At 43.8% G+C, this 19,177-nt stretch carries 16 protein-coding genes; 8 read left to right on the forward strand and 8 right to left on the reverse strand.

The window, feature by feature from the left end; all coding sequences use genetic code 11:
- Positions 1-81: 81 nt before the first annotated feature.
- Together pheT and G496_RS0115385 are read left to right on the forward strand one after the other, a co-directional pair.
- Positions 82-2,481, forward strand: a complete 2,400-nt coding sequence (pheT, locus tag G496_RS0115380; protein ID WP_027180043.1) for a phenylalanine--tRNA ligase subunit beta — start codon at positions 82-84, stop codon at positions 2,479-2,481.
- 171 nt (positions 2,482-2,652) lie between these two features.
- Complete coding sequence (locus tag G496_RS0115385) at positions 2,653-3,294, forward strand: TetR family transcriptional regulator (protein WP_027180044.1); 642 nt, start codon at positions 2,653-2,655, stop codon at positions 3,292-3,294.
- A gap of 113 nt (positions 3,295-3,407) precedes the next feature.
- Here G496_RS0115385 and G496_RS0115390 read toward each other — a convergent pair whose 3' ends face one another.
- Entirely contained in the window at positions 3,408-4,610 is a 1,203-nt protein-coding gene (locus G496_RS0115390) for an aminopeptidase (protein ID WP_027180045.1), read from the reverse strand.
- Positions 4,611-5,023: 413 nt separating this feature from the next.
- On the opposite strand from G496_RS0115390, the gene G496_RS0115395 reads away from it, so the two are divergent.
- From G496_RS0115395 to pgm, 6 genes are all read left to right on the forward strand, one after another.
- Complete coding sequence (locus G496_RS0115395) at positions 5,024-5,212, forward strand: ferredoxin (protein WP_027180046.1); 189 nt, start codon at positions 5,024-5,026, stop codon at positions 5,210-5,212.
- Positions 5,213-5,461: 249 nt separating this feature from the next.
- Positions 5,462-6,244: a YkgJ family cysteine cluster protein gene (locus G496_RS0115400; protein ID WP_027180047.1), complete on the forward strand. Its 783-nt coding sequence runs from the start codon at positions 5,462-5,464 to the stop codon at positions 6,242-6,244.
- A 12-nt stretch (positions 6,245-6,256) separates the two neighbouring features.
- Positions 6,257-6,616: a hypothetical protein gene (locus G496_RS0115405; RefSeq protein WP_027180048.1), complete on the forward strand. Its 360-nt coding sequence runs from the start codon at positions 6,257-6,259 to the stop codon at positions 6,614-6,616.
- A gap of 62 nt (positions 6,617-6,678) precedes the next feature.
- Positions 6,679-7,302, forward strand: a complete 624-nt coding sequence (locus G496_RS0115410) for a tetratricopeptide repeat protein (RefSeq protein WP_027180049.1) — start codon at positions 6,679-6,681, stop codon at positions 7,300-7,302.
- Between the two features lie 208 nt (positions 7,303-7,510).
- Positions 7,511-7,957, forward strand: a complete 447-nt coding sequence (locus G496_RS0115415; RefSeq protein WP_027180050.1) for a hypothetical protein — start codon at positions 7,511-7,513, stop codon at positions 7,955-7,957.
- Between the two features lie 188 nt (positions 7,958-8,145).
- Complete coding sequence (gene pgm / locus G496_RS0115420; RefSeq protein WP_027180051.1) at positions 8,146-9,792, forward strand: phosphoglucomutase (alpha-D-glucose-1,6-bisphosphate-dependent); 1,647 nt, start codon at positions 8,146-8,148, stop codon at positions 9,790-9,792.
- A 122-nt stretch (positions 9,793-9,914) separates the two neighbouring features.
- Here the strand turns inward: pgm and G496_RS20070 are convergent, their stop codons facing one another.
- The 7 genes from G496_RS20070 to G496_RS0115455 all read right to left on the reverse strand — a co-directional run bounded on the left by G496_RS20070 (position 9,915) and on the right by G496_RS0115455 (position 19,157).
- A complete protein-coding gene (locus tag G496_RS20070; protein ID WP_034633628.1) occupies positions 9,915-12,386 on the reverse strand; it encodes a response regulator in 2,472 nt (823 codons plus the stop codon).
- A gap of 26 nt (positions 12,387-12,412) precedes the next feature.
- Positions 12,413-13,468 (reverse strand): chemotaxis-specific protein-glutamate methyltransferase CheB, encoded by a 1,056-nt coding sequence (gene cheB / locus G496_RS0115430; protein WP_027180052.1) that lies wholly within the window; start codon positions 13,466-13,468, stop codon positions 12,413-12,415.
- A 51-nt stretch (positions 13,469-13,519) separates the two neighbouring features.
- A complete protein-coding gene (locus tag G496_RS0115435; protein WP_027180053.1) occupies positions 13,520-15,850 on the reverse strand; it encodes a hybrid sensor histidine kinase/response regulator in 2,331 nt (776 codons plus the stop codon).
- A 37-nt stretch (positions 15,851-15,887) separates the two neighbouring features.
- Positions 15,888-16,463, reverse strand: coding sequence for a chemotaxis protein CheW (locus G496_RS0115440; RefSeq protein ID WP_027180054.1), 576 nt, complete (start codon positions 16,461-16,463; stop codon positions 15,888-15,890).
- Entirely contained in the window at positions 16,460-17,980 is a 1,521-nt protein-coding gene (locus G496_RS0115445) for a CheR family methyltransferase (protein WP_027180055.1), read from the reverse strand. The genes G496_RS0115440 and G496_RS0115445 overlap by 4 nt, the downstream gene beginning before the upstream one ends.
- A 7-nt stretch (positions 17,981-17,987) precedes the next feature.
- Positions 17,988-18,464: a chemotaxis protein CheW gene (locus G496_RS0115450; RefSeq protein ID WP_027180056.1), complete on the reverse strand. Its 477-nt coding sequence runs from the start codon at positions 18,462-18,464 to the stop codon at positions 17,988-17,990.
- Positions 18,465-18,563: 99 nt separating this feature from the next.
- On the reverse strand, positions 18,564-19,157 hold the full coding sequence (locus tag G496_RS0115455; protein WP_027180057.1) for a lytic transglycosylase domain-containing protein: 594 nt from the start codon (positions 19,155-19,157) through the stop codon (positions 18,564-18,566).
- Positions 19,158-19,177: the final 20 nt, after the last annotated feature.

Raw genomic sequence — 19,177 nt, forward strand, 5'->3', positions numbered from 1 at the left:
ACCTTATAAATTTCAATAGCCTGCCTCCTGTTTTTCAAACTGGAGACAGGCCGCCGGAAACATAAAAATCGGAGGCTCACGATGCTTTTAAGCATGCAATGGCTGCGAGAATTCGTACCATACGAAGGCGGGGTACAGGAGCTTGGTGACAGGCTGACCATGCTCGGCCTTGAACTTGAGGAAATAATAAATCCTTTTGAAAATATTTCTTCCGTTGTTGTCGGCCATGTTGTCGAATGCGGAAAACACCCGGAAGCAGACAAACTTTCCGTTTGTAAAGTAGATGTCGGCGAAGCCGAGCTGCTTGATATCGTCTGCGGTGCCCCCAATGTTGCTAAAGGACAGAACGTTCCTGTTGCAAAAATCGGATGCGTACTTCCCGGTGGCCTGAAAATAAAAAAAGCCAAGCTCCGCGGACAGAAGTCCTGCGGTATGATCTGCTCTGAAAGAGAACTTGAACTTTCAGATGCCCATGACGGCATCATGGTTCTCCCGGAGGAGCTTAAGCCCGGCCAGATTTTTATTGATGCAATGAACATGAACGACACTGTTCTTGATCTTGGCATCACCCCCAACCGTGCCGACTGCCTTTCAATCCTCGGTATTGCCCGTGAAACAGCTCTGGGGTTCGACCTGCCGCTGACAATGCCCGAGCTCAATCTTGTTGAAGCAGGCGGAAATGCCGCTGATATGCTCAAAATCGAGATTGAAGAAGGTGCTGACTGTCCGCTGTATATGGCCAGAATCCTTAAAGGAGCCAAGCTGGCACAATCACCCGACTGGATGCGCTACCGCCTTATTTCAGTAGGTGTACGCCCGATCAACAATGTAGTTGATGTAACCAACTATATACTTTTTGAACTGGGACAGCCCCTGCACTCCTTTGACGGTGATCTGCTGAAAGGTGATAAAATCAGAGTCGGCCGCGCTCCAGAGGGAATGAAATTTACTACTCTTGATGATCAGGAACGTTCACTGCTGAACAGTGACCTGCTCGTCTGGGATGCTGAAAAACCTGTTGCTTTAGCCGGAGTAATGGGCGGACAGAATTCTGAAATCAACGACAAGTCTACCAACGTAGTACTTGAAAGTGCTGTTTTCAAACCTGCGCTTATCCGCAAAACTGCCCGCAGACTTTCACTGCCATCAGAAGCTTCATACCGTTTTGAACGTGGTGTGGACCAGTTGATGAGTGCCTACGCCCTTGACCGTGCCGCCCAGCTCATCAATGAGCTTTCCGGTGCTGAAGTTGTGAGCGGTGTAGCTCAAAACGAATCACTCCCGTGGCAGACAAGAACCCACACCTACCGTCACAAGCGCTGCAACGCTCATCTTGGTCTCAATCTTGAGCCGGAGTTCAGCAAAAAAGCTTTCACCCTCATGGGGCTGGAAGTTGATGACAGTGACAGTGATTCATGGAAAGTCACAACTCCTTCATACCGCCTTGATCTCGAAAGAGAAAATGATCTCTATGAAGAAGTTGCCCGCTATTACGGCATGGACCGTATCCCGGCAGTGCTTCCCAATATCTCAAAAACATTTGATTCAGCTGTCCTTGGCGATACCCCTTACGGATTCTCCCGCAGAATCAAAAACTGGGGCCGCGGCGTAGGACTGCATGAAGCAATCAACTATAGTTTTGTTGGAAGTGAAGATCTTGATCTTCTCGGACTCCCGGAAGAAGGACGTGTATACATTGCCAATCCTCTGAGCGAGGACCAGAACGTAATGCGGACCGCTATTACTCCGGGGCTGCTGAATACCGTTCGCCATAACCTTGCACAGGGCAATAATCATATCCGTCTTTTTGAAGTCGCCAAGAAATTCGTTAAAGATGAATCTTCGGTAACTGAGACAAGAGAACAGAACAGACTTGGTCTGCTTGTTACCGGACCGCGCAGTCAGCGTGAATGGCCCGGTGACAATGAAGATGCTGATTACCTTGATATAAAAGGACTGGTTGAACATCTTCTCACAGACCTGAAGCTTAATGACGCCGAGTATGAAATCCTTGAAGGCTGCTCCTATCTCGAACCTTGTGTTCAGGTTAAGCTTGATGGTGAAGAACTTGGAATTATAGGCATGGTTAAACCGGAAATAGCGGATAAATACCATGCTAAAAAAGAAATCTGGGTAGCTGATCTCAATGCGGATATGCTTAGAGACAAAGTTATTGCCAACAAGATTCAGTTTGAGAATCTCCCGGTATTTCCGCCATCAAGAAGAGATGTAACTATTATATGTCCCATGGACCTGCATGCGGCAACCATTGAGAAAACTATTCTTGATCAAAAGCTGCCCCTGCTTGAAAGTCTTGAACTTGTCGCGGTCTTTGTGCCTGAAAATCAGGACAAGGAAAGGAACCTTTCATACCGCCTGACATATAGACATCCTAAAAAGACACTCAAGGATAAAGAAGTTGATAAAGAGCACACCAAGGTTTTAACAGCCCTTGAAAAGGCTCTGCCTATTCACTTCTAATTCTTATTGTTAAATATAGGTATAAAAGCCCTCTGCCGAACTAAAGCAGAGGGCTTTTTTTATGCAGTTAACACAATTTATGTTATATGATGACATTAATGACAAGTGACAAAAATGAATGTAAGATAATAAAATCCAAAAGGAAAAAAAGCAAAAGGATCAGGAAATACAATGGCAAGAAAGACTAAAGAAGAAGCTGAAAAAACCCGTCAGGCCATAATTGAATCAGCTTTCAGAGTTTTTAGAACAAAAGGATATTCTAAAACAACTCTCCACGACATTGCTGTAGAGGCAGGAGTCACCAGGGGCGCAGTTTACTGGCACTTTAAAAATAAACCGGATGTCTTCGGCCAGCTGATGGATCACGCCTTCAGACCTTTTGAAGTCTTTTTTGAAGGTATTCTGGAGAGTACTACATCACCTATCGAAATTCTTATTAAATTCATGGATGCATGGCTGTCACGAGCTACAACCCAGAGTCATTTCAGGGCAGCTTTTGAAATTGTTTTTCTCATGACGGAATGGTCAGATGAACTTATGCCGTATAAAATGGAATATAGATCCATGGAGCTTAAGTTCATCAAAGATATTGAAGAAATATTTGATAAAGGAATTAAAGACGGTTCTTTCCGGGCAGACCTGAATGCCCATACGGCGGCAGTTTATTACTATTCCAATATATTTGGTCTTGCTCAGGTTTCTTTGTTCTTTGAGGAACAGCTTGAGATAGGAAAAAGTAAAAGAGATTATATGATCATGTTCCTTAATTCCTGTGCGGCAGAAGAATATGACATATCCGAACTAATCGCTTAATCATTAGCCACAATAAAAGATTAAAAATTAACGGCTGAATCCGTAAAAAAGATTCAGCCGTTAATTTTATATTATCTCAAACTGTTAAAAACAGCGTGCAATAAAGTTCGCAGCTACTCGCATTGAAATTCACCGCTCTCGTATATTAAAACTTCAGAACCATCTTTAAGTATGGCGTACACTTTTTTATCTTCCGTATTAACAAGATCCCAGTGCAGAGCAGAATCGTTAAAACCAAGTTCTTTCTTCAAATCAGAAGTAAGGTCTTCCTGATTTCCACCGTAAGTATCAGCATAAGAAGCACCTACTGCCACATGGCAGTTCCCGAATTCTCCGCCATAATTTTCATCATACAGAGTATTAGCCATAAATTTATCTATCTGAGAAAAACGCCTGTCAGTCAGTGAAAATTCGCCAAGACGTGCTGCCCCTTCATCCATAGCCAGCTGTTTTTTGACAAACTCCTCACCCTTTTCAGCGGTGATCTCTTTGGCAACTCCATTTTCAAAAACAAGCTTTACACCCTGAACAAGATTACCGGATCTGAAAGAAGCCTGATCAGCATAATAGACACCTTCAGTCCCACGCCAGTCAGGAGAAATGAAGAGTTCAAAACTTGGAATATTATGCCCGGAAATTCCAATCCAGCGGCGTGATTCCCCGTGGCTTACTTTAAGATCGCAATTTTCAGTAACAACCCTGTAGCTTTCTATATCCATGCCGTTCAGCCAGTTTTTAACTTTGAGAGCACTGTCAAAAACTTCCATCCAGCGCTCTGTCGGCTTATCGTCATCAAGATAGCAGGCCTTGATAATCTGTTCAGCAAATTCCTCAATTCCCAAACCGGCAGCATCAGCCATAGCTTTGGTCGGGTATGAACAAAGGGTCCAGCCAAACTCCCCTTTCTGTTCCCGGACATCCATTATGTCGCGGATAAATTTTCTGGCAACAGCAGATTTACCGATCCTCGAAGGGTCCACTTCTGCAAGATGAGTGAGTGATGACGGTGCAAGCAATGCTATCAGACCGTTTAAATTGTTAATCAGCTCTTTTTCACCGGGAGTAACAAAGGTCAGCTGTTTATCATTACCCTTGCCATAAAAAGATTTCTCCATGTCCGGGGTCAGCCCCATCCTCAAAATAGGATTCATACCCTTTTCCACCAGCAGTTTGAACATAACTTCTGCCAGAGGAAGAGCCTCAATTTCGTAGCGCAGCAGAATATTATCTCCGGGCTTGAACTCTCCTGTTCTGGCTGTAGTGATTCCCCACCATAAAACTTCACAATATTTTTCGAGCTGCTCAGCTGTCAGCATAATATATTCTCCTTGATTATTGATTTGAAAAGCTACGATAGACCAGCCGGGAATTTATCTCAATAGCCCCGAAATCAACCAGTTACAGGGCCAAGAGTCATATTGACATTATCATTTTACAGGCAATAAATTCATTGCACTTTAAAAAACATATTATTTTAAGATGTTAAATAATTTTGGAATCTTATTAAGTTAAAAAAAATGAATTATAAGCCTTGATTTTACATATCGCTTCTTGACACAGAAGAGTCATATAGCTATCTCCATTTCAAAAGCCCGGTACCACATTATGCCACGAATTTCTTTGAATTCGTGACAATTGGGAAAATGAACTTTTTGCCGAGGCTGAACAACCCAGCCTCATCAAAATACGTTCAGAGGCTGAAAAAAATAATCTTTTGGAGGGTTAGACCATGGCCTACAACGTAACTGTTGATGTTGAAAAGTGTGTTGGTGACGGCGAGTGTGTTGATGTATGTCCCGTAGAAGTTTACGAACTTCAGGACAGCAAAGCTGTTGTTGTAAACGGCGAAGAATGCCTCGGCTGCGAATCCTGTGTTGAAGTTTGCGAACAGGATGCCATCACTATTGAAGAAAGCTAATTTCTTCCTTGCCTAAGGCAGGACTTTAAGGCGGGAATCCTTTCCGGATTTCCGCCTATTTTTTATTCCACAACAGCCTTTGATTCCCCTTGGTGCGGCTGTCATCAATCATCAGCGGATTCGAATCCGGCTGACCAAATCGTATTTTTTCCAGCCTGAGCATTGACTGTAAGGATTGACGACTTACTTTTAAAAAGTTTATCCGGTAATCCCGGTTAATATGCTCTGAAAGAGAATGGAGGTTGTATTTTGGAGTTCAAAGATATTTTTACGAAATATGAAGCAATTGTCGCCGAAGTGGACAGTGCTTTTAATAAAGTTGCAGAACAGGCTGACGACGGCATAAAATGCCATAAAGGTTGCAGCGACTGTTGCCATGCCCTTTTCGACCTGACACTGGTTGAGGCTCTGTATCTGAACCACAAGTTCAATGAAAAATACAGTGGCATGGAGCGTTCACAGATTCTTGAACGTGCGGATGAAGCCGACCGCCAGATTCATAAAATCAAAAGAAACGCATTTAAAGCTTCGCAGGCTGGAAAATCAGCCTCTGAAATCATCAAAGAAATTTCACTCGCAAGAGTCCGCTGCCCTCTTCTTGGTACGGAAGATTCCTGTGATCTTTATGAATCAAGACCGCTCACATGCAGAATATACGGAACTCCGATGAACATCGGCGGAGAAGCCCACTGCTGCGGAAAATCCGGTTTTGATAAAGGTAAACAGTACCCGGCCATGAATATGGATGTGCTGCAGAACAAGCTTTACGAATTGAGTAAAGAAATTTCTGACAGCATTAATTCTTCTTATAAAGAATTAAGCGAGATGCTTATCCCGGCATCAATGGCCCTGCTGACAGATTTCACTATGGAATACCTTGGTGCACGGACCAGTAAAAAGGCCGAGCCCGAACCGGAACCGGAGCCGCTGGAAGTAACTCCGCAAGCCTGCTCAACCTGTTCGGAAGACAAGTCTGCATGTGCCGACTGTAATTACTCTGTTTCACTCGGACAGGCTCCGGAAAAGGACTAACAGGAGCTTAGTATGAGTACCATGACGCCGGAACAGATTGAAGAACAGAAAAGGATAATGTACGAAAAGCTTTCGCCCAGACGGCGCAAGTTTGTTGACAAAATAGGCTATGACGAATGGGAACCTTTTGCCATGCCCTTTGACCCGATTGATCTGAGGCAGGATATAACAGGCAGAACCTCCCAACAGCTGTGCGAACAGTTTATGAGAGAAACAAGGTCCGCCCAAGATCCTGAATACCTTCAGGCTGCTTCTGAATTCGGCGTGCTCCTTGTTATGAATATCGAACGCGTCAGACCTGTTTTTGATTTTTGCGTATGGTACAACGAACTACTCAAACGCGAAGGTAAATCTATTGATTTAAACAAGTAGGCTTCCGGCATTATGCCGTATAAAGCTTCCTAAACTGCAAGCAATATTAAGAGGATAATAAAGTGCAGCAATTCGATAACCTTGATGACTATATTGAAGACCTCAAAGCCAAATCAGCCAAGAACCCTACCTGTAGCAACACCCACTACAATCTTGGCGTTGCATATCTCTCCAAACGTGATTTCATGGAAGCTGAACGTGAATTCATAAGTGCAATCAACGAATCCCCGAAAATGGCTGAAGCATACGTTCAGCTCGGCGGAATCTGCCTGCAGAGAAACGACATAGACGGATGCCTGCGCTATAATATTCAGGCTTCACAGCAGCGTCCTTTCTTCGCTGTTCCGTGGGGTAACATAGGCTTCGTATACCTCCAGAAAGGTGATGTAGATAAAGCCATTGGTGCTCTCAAACGTGCTGTAAAATATGATCCGAATTTTGTTCAGGCCCTCTCCACTCTCGGAAGTGCTTACTTTCAGGAAGGAGAACTGGACGACTGCATCGAAGTTTGCGAAAAAGCAGTAAAAATTCAGGAACATTTTGGTCCGGCATGGAACAACCTTGCACTGTGCTACATAGAAAAGAAAGATTTCGACAAGGCTGCTGAATGTATTGAAAAAGCAAAACAGAGCGGATATGATATTCCTGAAGAAATGATCAAGGATCTCGAAGAATCACGTTCTTAATCCGCTTGGTATAATTAAATTTAAAACAGGCTTCCGAATTTATTGCGGAAGCCTGTTTTTTAATATGCGCAGGAGGTCGGGGGCTGCCCTTCTCTGGAAAATATAAAACTTTTTTGGTATCTTTTGAAAAAGAGTTTATATACTTTTCAACAATCCTGATAATAGTAACTTCTCACTGTGTTTGAGAATACTGCGGATGCAAAACTGAATGACAAACCCCAGCTACTTTTTATGCGTGGCAGGCATTATAAGTTTCGCAATAGCTCTGCTGCACATAGTAATAATAGCCGCCGGACCTAAAGCATACGATTACTTCGGGGCCGGAGAGGATCTGGTCCTCATGGCCCGCAGGGGGTCCGTGATACCACCCCTGCTGACAATTTTCATCGCACTTGTCTTTGCCGTTTTCGGACTTTACGCTTTTTCCGCAGCGGATTTATACCGGGATCTTCCATTCAAAGGTCCTCTTGTTGTAATCATCGGTATTTTATATTTTCTCAGAGGATCAGCTGTTTTTTTTCAGCTTTTAAATCGCGGGTCTTCAGCATCGGGAACACGGGAAATTATTTTTTCGCTGATTTCATTTACAGCAGGGATATGCTATCTTGCTGGGGTACTCGGCAACTGGGAATCAATCACAGGCGGGCCGCTCTGAAATTTTAGCAACGTATAAAAGTAACCATTCTGCAATATTCCTGATGCATATAAAATCAGGAAAAGTTAAATACTCGATCCGGCAGGCAGAACTTGTAATCATCAAAATTCAGGACACCTTCTCTTTACAGTTGTCTTTTTGGGCCTGTTTGATAATCTTGAATTTCACACGAAAAAGTGGAGGATATTATGTCTTTGAGCAATCTTGCGGGCAAACTTGCCCCACCTGAAATTCTGGAAAATATTCCACGACTCGTAGCTGCATACTACACGATTAAACCTGATATTTCCATTCCTTCAAACCTTGTGTCCTTCGGAACGTCAGGACACAGAGGATGCCCTCTGGACGGCTCTTTTAACGAAGGCCACATTCTGGCTATCAGTCAGGCCATTTGTGAATATCGTGAAAAAATGGGGTATACAGGTCCGCTCTTTATAGGAAAGGACCCGCATGCACTGTCTGAACCGGCACAGATAACAGCTCTGGAAGTTTTTGCAGCAAACGGAGTTGATGTATTTATAAATGACAAGGGGTACACTCCCACCCCGGCAATTTCGCATGCTATTTTAACTTTTAACAAAGGAAAAAGCTGCGGCAAAGCCGATGGTGTGGTAATAACTCCATCCCATAACCCTCCACGTGACGGCGGATTTAAATACAATCCTCCGGAAGGTGGCCCGGCAAGCACCACGGTCACAAGTACCATCCAGAACAGAGCCAATGAAATAATGCAAAACGGGCTCAAGGATGTGAAAAGGATTACTCTCGAAAAGGCAATGAAAGCCGGCACCACAACTGAGCACGACTTCATAACACCTTATGTCAATGATCTCTGCAATATTATTGACATGGAAGCTATAAGCCGTGCAGGACTGAAAATAGGTGTGGACCCTCTCGGAGGGGCAGCAATTGATTACTGGGAACCGATTGCCGAGCGCTACAAAATTGATATCAACGTGGTCAACAAAACCATAGATCCGGCTTATGCTTTCATGCATGTGGATAAAGACGGCAAAATCCGTATGGACTGCTCTTCTCCTTATGCCATGGCCGGGCTTATTGAACTGAAAGATAAATACGATATTTCTTTTGCAAACGACCCTGATACTGACAGGCACGGTATAGTCACCAAAAGCCGCGGGCTGATGAACCCCAATCATTATCTTGCCGTTGCAATTGAATATCTCTACACCAACCGCCCGGATTGGAGAAAAGATCTGATGGTGGGTAAGACTCTGGTCTCCAGTTCTATGATAGACAGAGTCGCAGCATCAATTGATCGCCAGCTGATGGAAGTTCCGGTTGGATTTAAATGGTTCGTGGAGCCACTGCTCAGCGGAACCTGCGGATTCGGCGGTGAAGAAAGTGCTGGAGCATCATTCCTGCGCAAAGACGGTTCTGTCTGGACCACTGACAAAGACGGTATCATCATGAACCTTCTTGCTGCGGAAATAACAGCCATAACAGGTAAAGATCCGGGCGAACTTTACACCGCCCTTGAAAATAAATTCGGTTCACCTGTTTATAAAAGGATTGATACCGGAGCAACTGAAGAACAGAGAAAAGCTTTCAGCAGTCTTACCCCGGATATGATCAAGGCTAAAACCCTTGCCGGAGAACTGATTGAAAGCAAGCTGACAACAGCTCCCGGAAATAATCAATCCATAGGCGGATTGAAAGTTATAACCGAGAACGGATGGTTCGCGGCAAGACCTTCAGGAACCGAGTCAATTTATAAAATTTATGCGGAATCATTCAAAGGTCTGGCTCACCTCGTTTCTATTCAGGAAGAAGCCAAGAAAATAGTCAACGAAGCTTTTTCAACAGCAGTATAGCCAGCCATAAGAGCAAAAATATAAAGGGCCGGATAATTAAATTATCCGGCCCTTTTTCATGATAGATCATTGGTGCGGTTTTACATAATTATATCAGCAAGAACTCAAATAGGAGCCTGAGATTATTTGTAAGATTCAATGGCTTCACTTATGCGCTTGTTTTCAGCCTTGAAAGATTCAACCAGTTTTTCAAAGCCGCTACCTTCGTGATAGCGAAAAGCCTTTTCCATTTCATAAGCTATGTCTCTTGCCCTTGGAGCGCAGATGGCCGCACAGGTGCTTTTCAAAGTATGGGCTATCCTTTCCGCACTGCGAAAATCTCTTCTGGAGGCTGCTGTCAGAAGCTGTCTGAGGTCTTCCGGTGTTTCCTCAAGAAACATTGAACATAATTCCTCAAAAAGCTCATTGTCTCCATGATACATTTCTTCAGCTTTCTGCCTGTCCAGAACCGGAACTCCAAAATGCTCGTTTTCGTCGAAATCATGGTCCCCGGAGTCAGCCCGTCCTTCCATAACCTTTTGAATCTTAGCCTCAAGGTCGGCATACTGTACCGGTTTTGTAATATAACCGTTCATACCGGATTTGATACTTTTATCCCTTGTCCCGCTCATGGCATGAGCGGACATTGCAATGATCGGGATTTCAACACATGCCGATCCAGCACCGCCCTGACGAATAGCCTTTGCAGCATCAAAGCCGTCCATCTCAGGCATTTCAATATCCATCAACACCAGATCAAAATGTTCTTTGGATAAGGCTTCAACAGCCTTCACCCCGTTTTCTGCTTCCCTGCAGGTATGCCCCATTTTTTTAAGCAGACGACCCGCAACTCTTACATTTATGGAATTATCTTCTACAAGAAGGATATGAAATCTCTTTTTATCAGCATCCGGCAGAGTATCAGACTCAAGGGCATAAAGTTCAACTTTGTCCGGGTCTCCCGGAGAAAGCAGAACATTGAAAGTAAAAACACTGCCAAGGCCGACAGAACTGCGTACACCTATCTGCCCGCCCATCATCTCCACAATTTCACGAGAAATTGCCAGACCAAGACCGGTTCCGCCAAATTTTCTTGTAGTTGAGCTGTCAGCCTGACGGAAGCTTTCAAAAATAACATCCTGCTGATCTTCAGGAATACCTATACCGGTATCTCTTACAGTGAAAACAACATCATGCCGTCCTGAAACATTTTGATCGATGGAAGGGGAAACCTGAACATAGACTCCTCCCTTACCAGTAAATTTCAAGGCATTTCCGATCAGATTAAACAGAACCTGTTTAAGCCGACCCTGATCACCGCAGACTATTTCAGGAACATCTTCATCGATATCAAGGTCGATAACCAGTCCCTTGGATTCAGCCTGATGAGACAGACTGCGTACTACAGAATATAGCACATCGCTCAAACTAAAATCTTCATTTTCCAGTTTAAGCATCCGCGCTTCAACCTTGGATAAATCGAGGATGTCGTTTACTACGCTTAAAAGCTGGTTGGCGCAAAGCCCTACGGTTTCGAGGTTATCTCTTTGTTCCACATTAAGATCAGTCAGCAGTGTCAGATCAGTCAGACCGATAACAGCATTCAAAGGAGTCCTTATCTCATGGCTCATTGAAGCCAAAAACCGCGACTTGAATTTATTGGCCTTCTGGGCTCCGTCACGGGCCATAATAAGTTCCCGCTCAAGCTTCTTACGTCCGGTGATGTCGATTACCGCGGCAACAGCTCCTCCGGTTTCCCCGCCCATGGGGGTAATGTCGAGCTGACACCATTTTTTTTCGCCCTTAAAGGGATAGGAAAACTCTATTAGAAAATGTTCATCGTGACCGTTTATAACTTCCTTTAGTCCATTGGCTACGGCCACCAGAATATCTTCCGGGCAGCCAATGGCCGAAAGTGATTCAAGAAAATCAGAGCCGACCAGAGTTTCACCGGTATCTATAGCGAAATAATCATTCCAAGAAGGATTTGCTGTAATCAGCCGGCCTCCCGTATCAAGAACAGCAATACTTGATGAAATTGAAGCCAGAACCGAACGAAGCTGCTCCTCCTGATGAGCCAGCTGACGGTAGGCCTGATCCAGCTGCTTTGATTGCAGCAGAGCGTTTTCATAAGTTGCAAGCAGAAGATGGAAGACTTGACCGAAATCGGCACTTATTGAATGCTTTTCACCGTGAAATTCAAATTCTATTTCACGGGTATTTCCTGTTTCAGCTTCATAATGATTGTGATCAAGTACATGGCGGATACGGGAATGCAGAAAATCTTCATCATAAGGTTTCGTAACAAAATTTATTGCCCCGCTCTTAAGCCCGCGCAGGACATCGCCCGGATCAGAAAGACTGGTAAGGAGAATAACCGGAACTGAATGAAATTTATCGTTTTGCCTTATCTGTGAACATAATTCATACCCATCCATTCCGGGCATAACAACATCACTTATGACCAGATCGGGATTAAAACTGTCCATTTTAGATATGGCGCTCTCGCCATCATCGGCAACAAGAACAGAGTAACCTATACTGCTTAAAAAATATTCCAGCTTTACAGCCTGCGTAAGACTGTCCTCAACAACTAAAATCCGTTCAGAGGTCATGATTTTATCCATGTTAATATTGAGCGTCAGCTCTTTATTCCTGCAAAATTCAACAATTCTCCACTTATCTCTTCAAGAGGTAAAATATCAATTGCCGCGCCGAGCTTTACAGCTTCCCCCGGCATTCCATAAACAGTACAGCTCTCTTTATTCTGCGCAATGGTATACGCCCCCGCTTTGCGCATCTCAAGAAGTTCCGCCGCTCCATCACGGCCCATTCCGGTCATAATAATGCCTGCGGCTCTATGCCCGAGGTTTCTTGCGGCTGAGGCAAACAATACACTTACACTTGGAATTATGCCATCGGAAGCTGAACCTGAAGAAAATGATACCGTCAAATCAGAATTTACACGCATGTGTTTTTCTTCCGGGGCAAAATAAACAAAACCGCCTCTGACTGTTTCTCCGGCATCTGCCGCTTTAACTTTCAGGGGGATAACATTATCAAGCCAGCTGACCATCCCTTCCAGAAAACCTTTGGACATGTGCTGGACGACAAGTATAGGCAAAGGATAATTTTCAGGCAGAGCACCAAGAACAGCTTTTAATGCCTGTGGTCCTCCGGTTGAAGTTCCTATGCAGACGGCTTCAATATTTTCTTTTGGAGTACTGTCTTTAATACCGGACCGTCCTGAAAGGACTGGACCCGAATTTATTAAATTCTTTTTAATCCTTCTACGAACGACTTTTACTTCGGACATAAGCCTGACAGTGTGAATTATGTCGTTCATATTGTCTTCAAAATCTGAATCGCATAGCCGCGGCTTATCAATAAGAGTGAGAGCACCGGAATCAAGAGCGCGAAAACCGTCGTCAGAATCATCCGGGCTGGCAACGGAGCTGATGATTACAATGGGAAGTGGCGATTCCTCCATAATCCGGCGTGTGACCTGAAACCCATCCATATCGGGAAGGTGAATATCCATTGTCACAATATCAGGTTTCAGCTTATGAACTTTTTCAATAGCTTCAGCACCTGTCACAGCCATGCCCGCAACTTCCATATCTTCCTGATCGGAAAAATATCTGTATAGAAGCTCACGCACAGAGATTGAATCATCAACTATTAAAATTCTGATCAAAAAAGGACCTCTCACTGTAATTAACAACCAGCCGGTTACACTGAAATTTCTTTAACAGAACCTTGCAATAACGTCTAAAAGATTGCTCTGGTCAAAATTTGATTTGACAATGTAAGCATTTGCCCCGGCATCAACACCTTTTTCCCGATCCTCTTTCGAGCCGAGTGAGGTTACCAAAATCACAGGAAGATTGGCAAAGCGATCAATTTTCCTGACCTTTTCAGTAAGTCCGAAACCATCAAGGTTAGGCATTTCAACGTCTGAGACCAGAACATCAGGTTCCGCGCTTTTCACTTTTACAAGGGCATCCTGTCCGTCTACCGCGGTAACAACATTATAACCTGCAGCTTCAAGAACATTTTTCAAAAGAACTCTTGAAGTTATGGAATCTTCGGCAACGAGTACGGTCCTCATTTCCTGAACCTGCTTAACATGCGAAACTGAAATCGTTCCCACCCCGGAGTGAAGGCCCATAGCTGTTTTAAGTATATCCGGTACATGCAGAATAGGAGCTAGAGTTCCGCTGCCGAGCATTGAAACCCCGGAAACATTGCGGACTCTTTTTATTTTGGAACCGAAAGGCTTGGACATAATATCCTGCTCGGCTGCAAGGGAATCAACGGTGACCGCAACGAGCATACGCCCCTTTCCCAGTATAAGCGCAGGGAATGAACGCCTTTCCTCGCTGTCATTCTTCAGTTCAAGAATATCAGCCAGCGAAACAATAGGAATGGTCCTTGAACCATAAATAATTGTTTCCCTGCCGCCGGAAAGTTCCACATCCTCATTGCGGACCAGTACAACTCTTCTGACGACATTTTTGGGTATGACAAAAGACTGCCCGGCACTTTCAACAACAAGCCCTCTAAAAGAAGTCAGTGTCACAGGAAGATTGATAACCACCCGCATTCCCTTACCGGTAATGCTGGAGACAAAAACATTGCCGCCAAGGGTCTCAATCCTGTCCCTGACAATTGCCATTCCCAGCCCGCGGCCGGAAATATCGGAAATAATCTTTTTGGTGGACATCCCGGAAAGAAAAATAAGATTGATAAGCTCCCTGCGATCCATCAGGTCAGCGGCATCCTTTGAAATAACACCCTTGGCTATGGAAGAAGATTTCAAAACATCAAGATTTACACCACCGCCGTCATCCCTGATAATTATACGGATTACATCACGGTCCAGCCTTGAAATTTCGATTGAAACCTTACCGGTTTCAGGCTTTTTACTGGCAAGCCTTTCATCCGAAGATTCAATTCCGTGGTCTATTGCGTTTCGTATAAGATGAATAAAAGGGTCTTTAAGTCTTTCAAGAATTCTACGGTCAATTCTGACATTCTGCCCTGTTATTTTAAAATCAACTTTTTTCTCACTTTCGCGGCAGATATCCCTGACCATTTTAGGGAAAATATCCAGAAGAGAAGAAAAAGGAAGCAGCATTGAAGTCTTGAATTCACTGATCAATCCGTCAACTCTTGAAGATAGCTCCCAATGCCCTTTTCTCGAATTGTATGAAACTCTCTGCAACTCTTCGCTAAGGGATTTCATGCTCATCTTGAAACGTTTGAAGTTTTCGTCAGTTATCTGTTTTTTCCCAACCTCACGTTCCAGAGAAAATTCACGTAATGATCTGGATAACTGCTCAAAGCGTTCAGAGATATCAAAAAGAACTTGAGACCTCGATTCAAGGGCATTTCGTGAAAAAAGCAATTCTTCAGTCTGCAAAAGCAGATTCGTAAGCAGTGAAGCATCGACCCTGACTGTTTCTCCCAGTGAAGGAACAGGAGCTGTATTCTTATGTAATTTTTCTTCAGCAGGATTTTCGGGCTTAAGCGGTTCAAAATTTTTTTCAGTTGAATTTATATTCCCGTCAGGCTCTGTTTCAGGACTGGCAGATTTTTCTCCGGATTCTTCATTGGAATTTTTTTTGCTGCTCAGGGAGATATCATCATTACCGTGTCCATCATCAAAAAGCCTTGCAGAGGTTGAAAGCTCCCGCATTTTGGACAGAGCCAGAGAAATTCTTCCATCTTTGCCGCTACCATCACCTGAGGGCTGCAATAATAAATCTGAGAGCAGATCAACCCAGCTGACCAGATATTCACGGGCCTCCGACGATGGAGCGCGTCCCGTTTTTTTAAGAACGGAAAAAACAGATTCCATCGCCTGACAAAACCGCTCGACATCACTTAGCCCAACGGCTCTTGCTGCTCCCTTAAGACTATGGGTTTCCCGAAAAGCACTTTCCACAAGCACCTGTGTTTCGGTTTCGTCAGGGCCTTTCGCAAGAGCAAGAATATCAGCGGTCAAAACCTGAATTCTTTCCCGGCCTTCTCCCTCAAAGGCTTTCAGCAGTCTGGCTTTTAGGTCATCATTCATTTAGCACCTACAAAAAAATGGCAGCAGATTTATTAACCTACCAGTTGCCCGAAACAGCTCCGGGAACAGAAACAACATCCTCATCAATTTCCAGTCCGGGATCATTTATGAGTTTTTCCGTCTGAAAAACAAAAACTCTATCCCCGGTTATTCCGGCACAATATGCGGCCCCGGCAAACCCTTTTTCTGTCTGTCTGGAAATCTTTGAGTCTTCAATCAGGCGGACATCATGCACTGCTTCAACCAACAGACAAAATTCAATATCCTCATTGCCGACTATAACCAGCTCATCCGCGGAATTTTTACCGGAACGGCTGAGGCCGAGATATAAGGACAGATCAACAACCTGAAGGATATATCCCCTTAAGCTGACAATTCCAGCCATCCAGCCCGGAGTGCAGGGTATGCGGGTCAGCCCTTCAACTTTTCGTATTTCCTTAATGAAACCTGTTTCAATAGCAAATTTTTCACCTGACAAAGTAATAATGAGATAGTCACGCGCGCCTATATGCCTGCTCTCTTCCTCAAATAAGAGGTCATCCCGGTGGGCAAGGTTTTTCGCACGTTCACGCAGAATTTCCCGATCGTTTTTGTGTCCAGCTGATTCATTCACAGTGTAATCCTGTTGCGCTGCTGACGATCTTCACAGACCGTGGCCAGCTTTTCTATCATTTCGGCAAGCCGTCCTGCGGTAAGATCGCCGGAATATTTTATGATATCATCTTTTTCACAACCGCATAAATTTCTGAGAGCAGACCTGAAATGGACTGAAGCTGACCGCAGGTCTCCACGGTCAAGGTAGATATTACCAAGCATTACGTCAGCCATCACAATTCCTGAATCTGCATAAAGTGTCTTGCGAAAAAACTTTAAAGCTTCATCAGTATTCCGGTCTTTAAAATTTATTTCTCCAAGCAGATAATAGGCTTCAGGAGTGATATGGTCCACTTCCAAAATTTTCATGCATATTTCTCTTGCGGCTTCACAATCTCCGGAATTGAGGAGTTCACGCCCCTTCAAAAGCAACTCACTTACAGCATGGTCGCTTTCGACAACAGCAGTACTATCAGATTCCAAATCTGACACAGAATCAGAATATTGATGATCTATTGAACCTGAATCTGAATAACTGTCAACAGCTACAGTATTCCCGGAGATAGTGCTGTTATCATCTATTGTATATCCGGAAGCATATTCTTCATAAACTAAACTTTCGTCTATGCTCAAAGAATTGCTTTCAGCTCCATACATGCTGGACTTATCTATTGCTTCGCATGCTGAAAATGTAATGTCGTTACTATCAGCATGTTTTGAAAACAAAAGGAGTCCATCGATGTTTTTGCAATGGAAATTACCATGTTCAAGTATAAGACATGATTCACTTGCTGTAGAAACAAAATGACCCTGCTCTGCTAAGGCCTTATGCATTTTATTAAGTACACTGCCGACAACACTGTTGCAGAAATACATCAGCACATTACGGCAGAGAATCAGGTCAAAACTATCCATGGAAGCAGGAATCATCCCTTTGACCAGATTAAGTTTCATGAAATTAACCCGTGTAGCAATTTCAGAACTCAATTTAAAAGAATTTTCACCGATCGTCTCAAAGTAGCGCTCTTTCAGAGCAAGGGCCTGCTCATTACGAAAAGACCATTTTCTATAGACCGCTTTTCTGGCTCGCATAAGAGCTCTGGAATCAAGATCTGTAGCAACAATCTCCATAGGGATACCAAGCTTGTCTCCCATCATTGCAAAAGTATATGGCTCTTCACCTGATGTGCAGGCAGCACTCCAGATTCTTACAGCACCATCCCTGCCGCTGCCTTTTCCAGACAGAGGTTTGAGGATATGCTGTTCAATGACTTTTAACGCTCTCGGTTCTCTGAAAAAATAAGTCTCGCCGATAGTCAGATGATCAATTAATATTTCACGTTCCCGCTCAGTAAGTCCGCCGCGAAGACATCTTTCTATAAATCCTGAAACAGGTTCTTCGGGTGAAGCTTCACTGATAAAACTGCTCATAACCCGGTTGAGGTCCTCACAGCGTTCCGGGGTAAATTCCAGACCGAACTTATCCTTAATAATATCTGCAAATTTTAAAAGCTGCTGTTCATTTAATAACTTCATGCAATCATCAGGCTCCGGTTTCCTTGATACCAGCTGTTTCCATAGCTTCCACCAGATTGAAGACCTGATCTTCGCTTAAAAATCCATCAACACTCTGAATATATATTATTTTACCATCGTGTCCCGACACGGAATCAACAAGAGTAAGCCCCGGCCAGAATGACTTTGAACCTTTAATTTCAAATTCGGAAAGGGTTATGACCTCTGAAACTTCATCGACAACAAGAGCCAGTGGAAGCTCTCCGCGTGATGTAAAAATAAATTGATCATTCAAATCCACTTCGTGTGAAGGAAGCCCCATTTTACGGCGCAGATTTATTACAGGTACAGTCTCACCAGCATAGTTGACGACTCCCATAACCGGATCAGGAGCGTCGGGCAAAGCGGCAACCAGAACGGATCTTTCAACTGAACGCACCACGGAAGTAGGCAGGGCGAGATGGAAATCCCCAATCCTAAACAAAACAAAATCCTGATTCTTCATCATGTTCCTCTGACAAAATCTAAAAAAATTCGTACTTTGACAGACAATACTTCACTGAATCTTCTACTGATATTATAATTCAAAGCTTTAAGCTATAAATCATCTTTTATTTTTCATTATCAGATACTTTTTATAGATTTGCCGTGCGTATACTTCCGCTTTCTCAGGAAGATTTGCCGGAGATCCGGTATGGTAGGCTCCGACAGCTTTCCAGTTGTTTCCATAGCGTTTGAAACAATATCTGAGTATCCATGCTCCAAGCCGTAAATTTTCATCAGGAATTATGGCATCGGCAACATCAAGACCGAACTTTTCAATCCAGAATGAATTTACCTGCATCAAACCAATATCGTAACTTCTTGCACCTGATTTTTTAATTATTTCGAGGGCTCTTTTGCGTGTAGCGGGATAGTAGCTCCTGCCGGAAATATTAACGGCCCACGGTTTGTAATGGCTCTCATGGCTGGCAACAGCGTGCAGAAGCTCCATGGGTAAATCAAATTCATCAGCAACCTGACTGAACAAAGAAGGAATAGGGACCAGATCCCTTTTTCCAAGTCTGAACCTGTTTTGAATGCTTTCCCGAAAGACCGGAATCTCAGGTTCTTTCTCAAAAACAATCAGCGGAATGAAAGCATGAAAAAATAAAAGCCCTGAAAGAATCAGATATATTGGTATAAGATATCTACCCATCCTTTCAATGCCAGCCGCAA

Origin of the sequence: Maridesulfovibrio bastinii DSM 16055 (genome assembly GCF_000429985.1) — a bacterium.
Classification (GTDB): domain Bacteria; phylum Desulfobacterota; class Desulfovibrionia; order Desulfovibrionales; family Desulfovibrionaceae; genus Maridesulfovibrio; species Maridesulfovibrio bastinii.

Excerpts from the sequence above, each read along its gene's own strand:
- pheT (WP_027180043.1), top strand. The coding sequence starts at position 82 with ATGCTTTTAAGCATGCAATGGCTGCGAGAATTCGTACCATACGAAGGC.
- G496_RS0115385 (WP_027180044.1), top strand. The coding sequence starts at position 2,653 with ATGGCAAGAAAGACTAAAGAAGAAGCTGAAAAAACCCGTCAGGCCATA.
- G496_RS0115390 (WP_027180045.1), bottom strand. The coding sequence starts at position 4,610 with ATGCTGACAGCTGAGCAGCTCGAAAAATATTGTGAAGTTTTATGGTGG.
- G496_RS0115395 (WP_027180046.1), top strand. The coding sequence starts at position 5,024 with ATGGCCTACAACGTAACTGTTGATGTTGAAAAGTGTGTTGGTGACGGC.
- G496_RS0115405 (WP_027180048.1), top strand. The coding sequence starts at position 6,257 with ATGAGTACCATGACGCCGGAACAGATTGAAGAACAGAAAAGGATAATG.
- G496_RS0115415 (WP_027180050.1), top strand. The coding sequence starts at position 7,511 with ATGACAAACCCCAGCTACTTTTTATGCGTGGCAGGCATTATAAGTTTC.
- pgm (WP_027180051.1), top strand. The coding sequence starts at position 8,146 with ATGTCTTTGAGCAATCTTGCGGGCAAACTTGCCCCACCTGAAATTCTG.
- G496_RS20070 (WP_034633628.1), bottom strand. The coding sequence starts at position 12,386 with ATGACCTCTGAACGGATTTTAGTTGTTGAGGACAGTCTTACGCAGGCT.
- G496_RS0115435 (WP_027180053.1), bottom strand. The coding sequence starts at position 15,850 with ATGAATGATGACCTAAAAGCCAGACTGCTGAAAGCCTTTGAGGGAGAA.
- G496_RS0115445 (WP_027180055.1), bottom strand. The coding sequence starts at position 17,980 with ATGAAGTTATTAAATGAACAGCAGCTTTTAAAATTTGCAGATATTATT.
- G496_RS0115450 (WP_027180056.1), bottom strand. The coding sequence starts at position 18,464 with ATGAAGAATCAGGATTTTGTTTTGTTTAGGATTGGGGATTTCCATCTC.
- G496_RS0115455 (WP_027180057.1), bottom strand. The coding sequence starts at position 19,157 with ATGGGTAGATATCTTATACCAATATATCTGATTCTTTCAGGGCTTTTA.